The following is an 11728-nucleotide window of genomic DNA, read 5'->3' on the forward strand; positions in this document are numbered from 1 at the left end:
ATCAGGCATGATTTCTGGCGGTCGAGTGGAGCAACACATTGCCGACAACATATCCAACAGTTATGCAACAATTCTTTTGATTGGTTATTCAGCTGAGGGGACTTTAGGTAGGCAATTATTAGAAGGTGCCGATTTTATTAGAGTCAAAGACCGGGAATATAAAGTGAATGCACAAATTCGAAAAATTGACGTTTTTTCTGGTCATGCCGATCAAACTGGTCTTTTAAAGTTTGTTTCAAATCAAAAGATAGAGAAACTTAAAACGGTTTTCCTTTCCCATGGAGAAGAAGAAAGTATGTTGGAATTTCGTGATGAAATTATACGTTTAGGTTTTTCAAATGTTATTTTACCAGATAAGTCTGAAACTTTCACACTTTAATCTTTAATTTTGCCTTTGTAATTTATATCCAGCATGAGAACATTATTAGAATTTGAAAAGCCTATCGCAGAATTAGAGGATAAATTGATTGAAATGCGAAAATTGGCCTTAGAAAATAATGTAGACGTTACCGGTGCTGTTGCATCCCTAACCGATAAAATACTAGAATTGAAAAAGGAAACATTCGCTAATTTGACTCGTTGGCAACGTGTTCAATTGTCTCGTCATCCTGATCGTCCATATACATTTGATTACATTGAAAGTATCTGTACGGAGTTTATTGAGATTCATGGTGATCGTTCGGTTGCAGATGATAAAGCCATGGTAGGAGGGTTTGGTAATATAGATGATGATTTTTCCGTGATGTTTATTGGCCAACAAAAAGGTCGAAATACGAAACAACGTCAGTATCGGAATTTTGGTATGCCCAATCCCGAAGGATATCGTAAAGCCTTACGTTTGATGAAAATGGCAGAGAAATTTAATAAACCTGTTGTTTGTTTTATTGATACGCCCGGTGCTTTTCCAGGTTTAGAAGCAGAAGAGAGAGGACAAGGTGAAGCAATTGCCCGAAACATTCGCGACATGTTTATGCTTAAGGTCCCTGTAATTTGTATCATTATCGGGGAAGGTGCTTCTGGTGGTGCGCTAGGTATTGCCGTAGGTGATAAGGTTTTAATGATGGAGAATACTTGGTATTCTGTTATTTCTCCTGAATCCTGTTCTTCCATTTTGTGGAGGAGTTGGAATTATAAAGAACAAGCTGCTGAAGCCTTGAAATTAACAGCTGAGGATATGTTATCAAATGGACTTATCGACGGAATTATTCCTGAACCATTGGGTGGCGCCCATTTAGATCCTATTGCAGCTGCCGCTAAAGTAAAATCTGTTATAAAAGAAGAATTAGCTAAATTAACTAAAATGGACGCGCAAGAACGAATTATGGCTCGTATCGAGAAATTTGGTAAGATGGGTGTTGTTGTCGAATAGTTCATGAAAAAGCCCATTGCGCTCGTATTTGATTTAGGAAATGTTTTACTTCCAATTGATTTAGATAAGACCTATGAAGCTTTTGCTTCCTTTTCAAATCAATTTAATGCTGAAGAAATTAAGCATGTTACGCTTGAAGAAGGTCTCTGGGTAAAATATGAAGCGGGTTTGCAGTCTGATAAGGAGTTCGAAACTTTTATTGTGGAACGCTTCAACCTAACGTGTACGAGTGAACAGTTTCAGCAAGCTTTTAATGCATTGTTATTACGCTTTTCTAAAGATAGTTGCGAATACATCAAGCAATTAGGGTTAAAATTTCCAACGTATTTATTAAGTAACACGAGTCGTATTCATTCAAAGGAATTTTTAGATTCTTCATTTCCTAATTTTGAGCTTTTTGACTCATTTAAACAAATTCATCTTTCCTATGAGATGGGATTTGTGAAGCCAGATCCGCGTATCTATTTACAAGTTATCGATGAAAATCAGTTGCATGGTCATCATGTTGTTTTTTTTGACGATAATGTAAATAATATTGAGGCAGCTAAAAAAATAGGTTGGGATGCTATTTTAATTAATCCTGTCACCTCTATTCAACAAATTCAACACCATATTCAATCCGTATGTTAGTATCCAGTCCAATTTTTGATTTCTTATTTAACGCTGCAGGCTGGAAGCTTGTAGGAAATATCCCTAGAGATTTAAAAAAGACCGTGGTTATTGTTTGTCCTCACGCAACGTGGAAGGATTTTCCTGTAGGTTTAGGCGCGCGTTCTTTATTGCGATTACCCATTTTATATTGGGGAAAAAAAGAACTATTTGATGGGATTTTTGGTGGTATTTTTTCATGGCTAGGTGGTTATCCTGTGGATCGTTCTAAAAATACTAACCTAGTAGGCTCAATTGTTGACATTTATAATAGTAAAGACACCTTCCACGCTGTTTTAGCCCCTGAAGGTACAAGAAAGAACGTTGACAAATTAAAGACGGGTTTTTATCACATAGCGGTTCAAGCTCAAGTTCCAATTATCATGATTGCTTTTGATTATGTTAATAAGGAGATTAAAATTCGGGATGCTTTTTACCCAACGGGTGATTTTGAAGTAGATAAGAAAGAGATCGCCAAATATTATGCTACGATACCAGGTGTTCAAAAATCGTGGATACAGAATTATTTGGCTGATTGAGCAGCATTTACTAGTAATTCAGCTGTTTTTTGCGAAGCACCTGACGGCCCGATTACTTGTAAGAGCTTTTCATAATCATTTAGCTGCTCTAGTCGAGCCTCAGCATCTTTAGCTAAAATATTCTGTAGGTGTAATTGAATGTGTTGGCTTGTAAATTGTACTTGAATTAACTCAGGTATAGCCAATTTGTCTAATATGATGTTGACTAAGGAGATGAATTTTATTTTCACTAAGAGTTTTGCTAGCGAGTAAAATAACCAATCCGTTTTATATACAACGACTTGTGGTACCTTGAATAAGGCTGTTTCTAATGTGGCTGTTCCTGAGGTAACCACGGCCGCTTGTGCATGACTTAATACATCATATGTTTGATTGTAGAGTACACGAATAGGGTAGTTGGCATACAATTCGCGCCATTCTCTTATGCCCGCAACGATAAACGAGATTTGCGGATTTTCCTTTGCTAGTTGGGCAAACACAGGCAAGGCACTTTTTATTTCCTGTTTTCTGCTGCCAGCTAATAAAGCGACATAGGGCAGGGTAATATTTTCTCTTTGGAGAAAGTCTGCAGTGGCTTGGAAGCTAGACACGGCATCTTGTAAAGGATTTCCTACATAATACGTGTCTATTCCTTTTTCACTGAAAATTTGTTGTTCAAAGGGAAATATGACATACAGTTTATCTACCCATTTTTGAATATCACTTATTCTACTTTTATTCCATGCCCAAACTTTAGGGGCAATATAAAATTGCGTATGGAATCCTTTACGTTTCGCAATTCTTGCGGCCTTTAAATTAAAGCCACCATAATCAATAAAGATGATGGTGTCCGGTTTGAACTCGTCTATTTCACTTCCAAACTTGGTAAATAATCCTTTGAGTCGCTTGATGTTTTGTAAAACACCCAATAAACCCATAATGGCTAATTCTTTGTGGTGAATAATAATTTCAGCTCCCTCGGCTTTCATTCCATCTCCACCCCAAGCTTTTATCTGTGCATTTGAATCAAGTTTTTTTATTTCATGGATTAAATTTGATCCATGTAAATCACCTGATTTTTCGCCTGCCAGAATAAAATATTTCATGCCTATTCTCCGTAGTATTCAACGGAATTTTTGTTGGTTTCAATAAGGTGTAATTTGTGTAAGGTAGCCGTCTTGGAATAATTTTGGATTTGTGGAGCCAAAATCTTCCAAAATTCCATGATTAATACTTCACAACTTGCCAATTTCCCTTCCATAAAATCTACATCAAGGTTTAGATTTTTATGATCTACTTTGTCGATGATTTCGCGTTTAATCAAATCACCTAGTGTTTTTAAATCAAAAACAAATCCTGTATCTGGATCGGGGAGGCCCTTAACGGTAACAATTAACTCAAAATTATGGCCGTGCCAATTATTGTTGGCACATAAGCCAAATACTTCGTGATTTTTTTCTTCGGACCATGCTGGATTGAAGAGCCGGTGAGCGGCATTAAAATGTTCCTTTCGGATTACGTATACCATTGTTTTCAGTTTTTGTGAAGGATGTCTGGGAAAACATTAGCAGACTATCCAAATATTGAACAAAGGTACAAAAGCTATTCAGAATATGTGTAGATTTGTTGCTTTAATAGCTTAAATATGATTATTGTTACTGGTGCAGCCGGTTTTATAGGTAGTTGTCTGATCGCTCGGCTAAATGAATTAAATTTCAATTACATCATTGCTGTAGATGATTTTTCTTTTCAGGAGAAGAACAAAAACCTAGATGGCAAGCAGATTAAGGAACGTGTTGAACGTACCGAATTGGCTCAGTGGCTTGATATACACTTTAAGGAAGTTGAATTTTGTTTTCATATTGGCGCGCGTACAGATACCACTGAATTTAATAAGGCTATTTTTGATGAATTGAATCTGGATTATTCCAAAATGTTGTGGAGTAAATGCATCGCATATCAAATTCCTTTTGTGTATGCCTCGTCTGCTGCCACCTATGGTTTGGGTGAACGGGGTTATGATGATGATGAATCTTTAATACCTCAATTAAAACCGTTGAATGCTTACGGAGATTCTAAAAATGATTTTGATATTTGGGCGCTCCAACAACCTACAAAACCATTTTTCTGGGCTGGTTTGAAATTTTTTAATGTTTACGGTCCCAATGAATATCATAAAGGTCGTATGGCTTCCGTAATTTGGCATGCTTTTAATCAAATAAATGAGCGAGGTAGTCTACGTTTGTTTAAATCACATCGAATAGATTATGCTGACGGAGAGCAAATGCGTGATTTTATTTATGTTAAAGATTTGATTGCTGTATGTATATTCTTAATGGAACATCGAAAGAATTCAGGAATATATAATTTGGGTACGGGGATTGCGCGTTCATTCAACGATTTAGGAAAATCAACTTTCCATGCGATGAATAAAGCGGTTGATATTAGCTACGTTGATACGCCAGTTGATATTCGCGATAAGTATCAATATTTTACGGAAGCGAATATGCAGAAATTACGCTCAATTGGATACGAAAATGAATTTTATACCTTAGAAAATGGCGTGAAGGATTATGTACAAAACTACCTTATTCCTGCGAAGTATTGGTAAGTTTTTTGATTCCTTCTTCAATGAATCCTTGGCCATAGGCCAACAGTTGGATGTTGGCCGCTATTAAACCTAAAAGACTTACTTTTAGACTTTTTGTTTGCCTAATTGCGTCTAGGAATATGGCTAACCAGTAGAGGATTAAACCTATGAACAACAGGTTTCCTATGCTCGGAATCAATATATTTAATACCATCGTATTCCAAAAATATATAAAGTAACAAGCAGGAAAGAAGTGAACCCATTTTAATTCGGCAGGAAAAAACCGGCTGATGTTTATTCTTGCTCGACCAAAAAAATGAATTTGTTTATAAAATTGTTTGAAACTCGTTCTGCGTTTATGATATATAAAGGCTTTGGGTAAAAGGCCCGACTTAAATCCTTGCTTAATACAACGAATACTGAATTCGATATCTTCGCCCATTCGGGTAAGTAGAAATCCTTTGGTAGCCTCCCAAACTTTACGAGAAATACCCATGTTAAAGCTCCTTGGATGAAATTGACCTCCAACATTACTTTCTTTACCTCGAATTCCACCGGTGGTAAACAGACTTGTCATAGCGAAGCTTATCGCTTTTTGTATGGCTGAAAAACTAGGATGATCTCTATCTGGACCTCCAAATAAATCCAATTTATTACTGGTAACTCCGTCGTAAACTTCTTGTAAATAGTTTGGTTCTATAAGTGCATCTGAGTCAAGAATAATAAAAAATTCCCCTTTAGCTCTTTGAAATGCATAATTTCTCGCGAAACCTTGTCCTCCATTTTCTTTGACATAATAGGATATGGGGACGCTATTTTTAAATTGATTGGCTATTTCTTCCGAACTAATTGTTGAGCCATCTTCAATAACAAGTACTTCGAAATCCGTAAATGTTTGTTTGGTCAAGCATACTACTAATTCATCCAATTCTTGAGGACGATTATACACGGGTATGATGACACTGAAGTACATGCTTACGAGAACATTTCAGTTAAGGTTTCTTCACTAGCCAAAAGAATTTGGTTGATTTCTTCATCTTGGATTGCATCGGAAATAAACCAAGATTCAAACTGAGAAGGTGGCAAATAAACACCTCTGCGAAGCATTCCTTGAAAATATTGTGCAAACAAACTTAAATCTGACGTTTTGGCATCATTGAAATTATTCACGGGTCTTTCAGTAAAGAATAAAGTGATCATGGACCCCAACTGGTTAACAGTATAGTTTTTCCCTAGTTGATTTACTTGTTTTCGTATGCCGTCAGCAATAATTTTGCCTTTCTCTTCTAATCGATCGTAAACTGCTAAATCATTGGTAATTAAATTCAATATAGCTAAACCGGCTGTTGTAGCTAGCGGGTTTCCACTCAAGGTTCCTGCCTGATATACAGGGCCTGAGGGAGCAATCATATCCATTATTTCAGCTCTACCTCCATAGGCACCGACAGGTAATCCACCTCCGATAATTTTTCCCAAAGTGGTTAAGTCTGGATTAATGCCACAAATGCCTTGATATCCGCTTGCTGATTGTCTGAATCCAGTCATTACCTCATCGAATATCAATAAAGCGCCATAATCATTACATAAAGACCTTATTCCTTCTAAGTAACCTGCTGCAGGGATAACCAATCCCATATTGCCCACAATGGGTTCAACAATAACGGCCGCTACCGTATTTCTATTAGCTTCAAATAAATGGCGTAATGATTCTAGATCATTAAAAACTGCTGTTAAGGTGTCTTTGGCTGTCGATTCTGTGACGCCTGGACTATCTGGTGTCCCCAATGTAGCCACGCCAGATCCAGCAGCAATTAAAAATGAATCACCGTGTCCATGATAACAACCTTCAAACTTGATTATTTTGTCTCTTTTTGTATAAGCGCGAGCCAATCGAATCGCTGCCATGGTAGCCTCTGTTCCCGAGTTTACTAAGCGTACTTTTTCAATGGAGGGAACCATTGATACAATCTTTTCGGCAATTAGTACTTCTTTGAGACTAGGTGCTCCAAAAGAAAAACCATCTGATAGGGCTTCCCGTACAGCGTTTTCAATTACTGGATGGGCTTGTCCAAAAAGCATAGGACCCCAAGAACCAATTAAGTCAATGTATTGATTACCATCGACATCATTTAAGTAGGCTCCTTTCGCAGATTGGATGAATATCGGGTTTCCTCCGACAGATTTAAAGGCTCTTACTGGTGAATTAACTCCACCAGGAATTAAGGTTTTCGCTTTTGCGAAATAAGTTGAACTTAATGAATGCATTATTTCTTTTTGCCTTTTTTCTTATCACTTGCTACTTTTTGTTGCTCTTCCATCGTTTTCAATTGCGTCTGAAGATATTCTGAAAAACGTGATTTCTTAGCACCACCACTTGCTTTGATTTTAGCGCGATTCGCTTCTAACAATTCCCTAATCTTATCCTCATTAACAAATTTTCTAATGGCTAATTGCTGGCCTATTGTAACGATGTTTGAAACAAAATAATAGAAACTTAATCCAGCAGGGAAGGAGTTCATAACGAACATGAATATCACTGGTGTAATATAAGCCATCATTTTCATGTTGATGGGTTGGCCTGGCTGATCTGGTGTAATTTGATTATTATAATATCCATATGCCAACTGGGATACCGTCATTAATAAACAGAACATACTAATGTGAGATCCATAGAATGGAATATTGAAAGGTAAATTTAAAATTGAATCAAAAGTAGATAAATCCTCAGCCCATAAAAATGATTCTTGTCGAAGGTTTATCAAATTAGGAAACAACATGAAAACGGCCATTAAAACGGGCATTGTAGCTAGAACGGGGATACAGCCACTTAAAGGATTGACGCCTACTTCCCCATACAATTTCATGGTTTCTTGTTGTACTCGTGCTGCATCATCTCCGATTTTTTCCTTGATTGCCGCAATTTCTGGTGCCAAAATCCGCGTTTTAGCCATAGAAACATAAGACTTATAGGTTAATGGCAACAAAGCCGTTTTAATAATTAAAACCAATACAATGATTAGTAAGCCATAATTGAAAATGATACTTTCTAAGAAGTCAAATAAGGGTACGAATATGTACTTTGTGATGGGTAATAGAAAATCGTAGCTTAATTTAACATTCTTGCTAAATGACGGTGCAACGTTTTTTAAGATTGAATAATCATTTGGTCCAAAATAAAATTTAAAATTTGATTTACCAGCACTTAAATCGCCCATGGGTGCAGTAAGTTGAGCATCTAAGGTTTTTATGGCAATTGTGTCCAACTCATTAGGTGTGGCAGTTAAATTGGCTTTGGTAAATAATGAACCCTGTGGAACCAAACCTGAAAGAAAATATTTTTTCTTAAATGAAACCCATTGGATCGATTGACTTAAGTTTTCATTACTTACGCTACTCGGATTTTCGCTTAAATAATCAAATTCTTCGTCCTCTGTTAGTAAATAATTAATAGTCGCTTTGCGTTCTTCTTGAGCATCTTTTTCAGTTTGTGAGACATTTTCTTTCCAATGAATGAAGTATTCATTACCTGTTAGCTCAGGCGCTATGGCTTTGGCATCTATTCCATAGGCTAATTCATAGCCAGTCTCTGGAAGGGAGTACGTTTGAATTACATTTTTACCTGATGGAAGGGTAGTGGTAAATGTAATTTGGTTTTTGACCTGCGAAGCTTGATAGATTAATTTTCCTAAGCTTAGTTTTTGACTATTGGTTGGTACCTCAATATCAAATACATCTTTTTGGGAATCAAATAATACTATTCCTGTATTCTTTCCTGCGATATAATTTTTATAGCTTTTGTATTTTTTAAGCTCAACTGAAATTAATTTCGCTCCTATATTAGAGACAACGACACGTAGGTTTTCATTTTCTAGCGTATACAATTGTTCCTTAACTTGCTTGACTGTATCATTACTTACTGAAGCCAAGGTTTCTTTTTTGGGCTCTTTTTTTACAGCTAGAGTATTGACAACTTCTTTTTTATCTTGTACAGGCTCCTGAGGAGCGAAAAAATATTGATAGCCAAGTAACATGGCCATAATGAGTACGATACCTGATATTGAATTCTTATCCATAATTAATTAGTATGCTACTTTGAGTTTTTTATAAATGGGACAGCATGTTGATAAGCCGCCTTAATAAATTGTACAAATAAAGGAGATGGAGCTTCTACAGTCGACTTATATTCTGGATGAAACTGTACTCCTACAAAAAATGGGTGATTAGGCAATTCAACAATTTCTACCAAATTAGTATCCGGATTAATACCAGAAGTTACCATGCCTGCTTGATGAAATTTGTCTAAATAATCATTATTGAATTCATAACGATGTCTATGGCGCTCTTGAATTAAGCTTTTGCCATATATCTTGAATGCTGTGGTACCTTTATCAATTTTACAAGGATAAGTACCTAATCGCATGGTGCCGCCTTTTTCTGACACATCTTTTTGAGAATGCATAAGATCAATAACGGGATATGTTGTTTCTGGATTCATTTCGAATGAATGTGCATCTATTAAGCCTACCACATTTCGAGCAAATTCAATGACAGCACATTGCATCCCTAAACATATGCCTAAAAATGGAATATTGTTTTCGCGGGCATATCGTACTGCATTTATTTTACCTTGAATACCTCGCTCTCCAAAACCCGGGGCTACTAATATGCCATCTAAACCTGCTAATGATTCCTCGATGCTATCCTCAGCTGTTTCAGATGAAATCCATTTTACATTAACTTTAATTTCATTGGCAACACCTGCATGAATGAATGCCTCCGCAATAGATTTGTAGGAATCTTTTAATTCAACATATTTACCAACGAGTCCTACGGAAATTTCAAATTTTGGATTTTTCAATTTATCCAAAAAGTTTGTCCAGGCGCTTAAGTTGGAATCCTTATCATTGTATATATCAAGTTTATACAAAACACGGCTATCCAATTTCTCTTCTTTCATCAACATCGGGACATCGTAGATTGTCTCAGCATCTCTGGCTTCAATAACATCTTGTTCGGAAACGTTACAGAACAAGCCAATCTTCCTCTTCATTTCTTGAGGGAGAGGATGTTCAGTACGACAAACCAATATGTCAGGTTGAATTCCTGACTCAGATAATTGTTTAACTGAGTGTTGGGTAGGCTTCGTCTTTAATTCTCCTGCTGATGCTAAATAAGGCACAAGGGTTAAATGGATAAATAAGGTGTTTTTCTCGCCTAAATCCCACTTCAATTGTCGGGCTGCTTCAATAAATGGCAATGATTCTATATCACCTACGCAACCTCCAATTTCGGTAATTACAATATCAAATTTGCCCGTTTCACCTAGTATTAAGATATTTCGCTTGATCTCGTCTGTAATATGTGGTACAACTTGAACGGTTTTACCTAAGTAATCTCCTTTACGCTCTTTAGTGATTACGTTATGATATACACGGCCAGTTGTTATATTATTTGCTTGACTCGTAGGGGTATTCAAAAAGCGCTCATAGTGGCCTAAATCTAAATCTGTTTCTGCACCATCGTTTGTTACATAACATTCACCATGCTCATAGGGATTCAATGTTCCTGGGTCAATATTTATGTAAGGGTCAAATTTTTGAATCGTGCAAGTTAGCCCCCTTGCTTGTAATAACTTGGCTAAAGAAGAGGCAATGATGCCTTTCCCTAATGAACTTGTTACTCCGCCCGTAACAAAAATGTACTTCGCTTTTTTATTGTTCCCCTTGCCAGACATTTTTTTAAATAGTGTTTATTGGTTACGGGTAACAAAGATACGAATAATAACCACATCGAATTAATCCTATTTTTATTTTATCTTGCATTGTAGATAGTTTTTTAAATAATTTATGTCGCTCCAACTTTTTTCTGCTTCTGCTGGTTCCGGTAAAACCTTTACTCTGACGATAGAGTACATTAAATTAGCCTTGCGCGAAGTAGAGAATCGTGGATATTTCCGTCGTATTCTTGCTGTTACGTTTACTACCAAAGCTGCTGAAGAAATGCGTTCTCGCATTATTGATTTTTTGAATCATATTTCTTTTGTCAATACACTACCAGCGGATAAACAAGTTGATGTCCGTCGCATTATCGAAATTATTCAAGATGCTTATAGACAAGATAATATTTTGATTTCCGATGAAGAATTAATTTACAGGGCCAAAAGAACGCAACAACAAATTTTACAAGATTATGGGCTCTTTTCGGTTATGACAATCGATAGTTTTGTCCAAAGATTAAGCTCCACATTTATCGAGGAGCTAAATTTGCCTAGCCAATTTGAAGTATTATTGGATTCGAATCAATTAATGGATCAATTGCTTGATCAATTATTAGATAAAGTTAATCAGCATGGTGACCCTGTGATTTGTAGCCTGATTATTGATTTTGCTAAATCGGAAGTGGGGGAAGGGAGGAGTTGGAATATGCTACGTCAAAATCTTCATGATTTTTTAAAAATATGTCTTAATGAAGATTACTATGCAATTAAGAAGGATATGGATGAATTACGAATTCCTGATTTCCTTCAAATTGAAAGACAGATAAAACAAAAGTTAGATGAAGTTAATGCGGCATTGATTTCGTTGGCAGAGCAATTTCTACTTG

12 protein-coding genes are annotated in these 11728 nt (G+C 36.4%); 6 read left to right on the forward strand and 6 right to left on the reverse strand.

The features are described from left to right. The 4 genes from ACIQZ2_RS11285 to ACIQZ2_RS11300 all read left to right on the forward strand — a co-directional run. On the forward strand, positions 1-379 hold a 379-nt coding region (locus tag ACIQZ2_RS11285; RefSeq protein WP_395768955.1), incomplete at its 5' end, for an MBL fold metallo-hydrolase RNA specificity domain-containing protein. Positions 380-412: 33 nt separating this feature from the next. Continuing rightward, entirely contained in the window at positions 413-1369 is a 957-nt protein-coding gene (locus ACIQZ2_RS11290) for an acetyl-CoA carboxylase carboxyltransferase subunit alpha (RefSeq protein ID WP_395768956.1), read from the forward strand. A gap of 3 nt (positions 1370-1372) precedes the next feature. Further along, a complete protein-coding gene (locus ACIQZ2_RS11295) occupies positions 1373-1999 on the forward strand; it encodes an HAD family hydrolase (RefSeq protein ID WP_395768957.1) in 627 nt (208 codons plus the stop codon). Beyond that, entirely contained in the window at positions 1993-2556 is a 564-nt protein-coding gene (locus ACIQZ2_RS11300) for a 1-acyl-sn-glycerol-3-phosphate acyltransferase (protein ID WP_395768958.1), read from the forward strand. The genes ACIQZ2_RS11295 and ACIQZ2_RS11300 overlap by 7 nt, the downstream gene beginning before the upstream one ends. On the opposite strand, the gene lpxB is transcribed toward ACIQZ2_RS11300, so the two are convergent. Together lpxB and ACIQZ2_RS11310 are read right to left on the reverse strand one after the other, a co-directional pair. Beyond that, complete coding sequence (gene lpxB / locus ACIQZ2_RS11305) at positions 2541-3641, reverse strand: lipid-A-disaccharide synthase (protein WP_395768959.1); 1101 nt, start codon at positions 3639-3641, stop codon at positions 2541-2543. The genes ACIQZ2_RS11300 and lpxB overlap by 16 nt on opposite strands. Before the next feature lie 2 nt (positions 3642-3643). Next, positions 3644-4063 carry a 6-pyruvoyl trahydropterin synthase family protein gene (locus tag ACIQZ2_RS11310; RefSeq protein WP_395768960.1) on the reverse strand — a complete coding sequence of 140 codons (420 nt, stop codon included), beginning with the start codon at positions 4061-4063 and terminating at the stop codon, positions 3644-3646. A gap of 117 nt (positions 4064-4180) precedes the next feature. Here ACIQZ2_RS11310 and rfaD point away from each other — a divergent pair, with 117 nt between their 5' ends. After that, positions 4181-5146, forward strand: a complete 966-nt coding sequence (gene rfaD, locus ACIQZ2_RS11315) for an ADP-glyceromanno-heptose 6-epimerase (RefSeq protein ID WP_395768961.1) — start codon at positions 4181-4183, stop codon at positions 5144-5146. On the opposite strand, the gene ACIQZ2_RS11320 is transcribed toward rfaD, so the two are convergent. The 4 genes from ACIQZ2_RS11320 to ACIQZ2_RS11335 are packed head-to-tail and all read right to left on the reverse strand — an operon-like array spanning position 5124 to position 10859. After that, entirely contained in the window at positions 5124-6098 is a 975-nt protein-coding gene (locus ACIQZ2_RS11320) for a glycosyltransferase (RefSeq protein ID WP_395768962.1), read from the reverse strand. The two genes, rfaD and ACIQZ2_RS11320, sit on opposite strands and share 23 nt — an antisense overlap. Positions 6099-6100: 2 nt before the next feature. After that, positions 6101-7390, reverse strand: coding sequence for a glutamate-1-semialdehyde 2,1-aminomutase (gene hemL, locus ACIQZ2_RS11325; protein ID WP_395768963.1), 1290 nt, complete (start codon positions 7388-7390; stop codon positions 6101-6103). Then, a complete protein-coding gene (gene yidC, locus ACIQZ2_RS11330) occupies positions 7390-9198 on the reverse strand; it encodes a membrane protein insertase YidC (protein WP_395768964.1) in 1809 nt (602 codons plus the stop codon). Before yidC ends, hemL begins: the two co-directional genes overlap by 1 nt. Before the next feature lie 14 nt (positions 9199-9212). Further along, complete coding sequence (locus tag ACIQZ2_RS11335; protein ID WP_395768965.1) at positions 9213-10859, reverse strand: CTP synthase; 1647 nt, start codon at positions 10857-10859, stop codon at positions 9213-9215. Positions 10860-10971: 112 nt separating this feature from the next. On the opposite strand from ACIQZ2_RS11335, the gene ACIQZ2_RS11340 reads away from it, so the two are divergent. Then, the coding region (locus tag ACIQZ2_RS11340; RefSeq protein WP_395768966.1) for a UvrD-helicase domain-containing protein at positions 10972-11728 on the forward strand (757 nt) is incomplete at its 3' end.

This window comes from Aquirufa sp., from assembly GCF_044342065.1.
Taxonomy (GTDB): domain Bacteria; phylum Bacteroidota; class Bacteroidia; order Cytophagales; family Spirosomataceae; genus Aquirufa.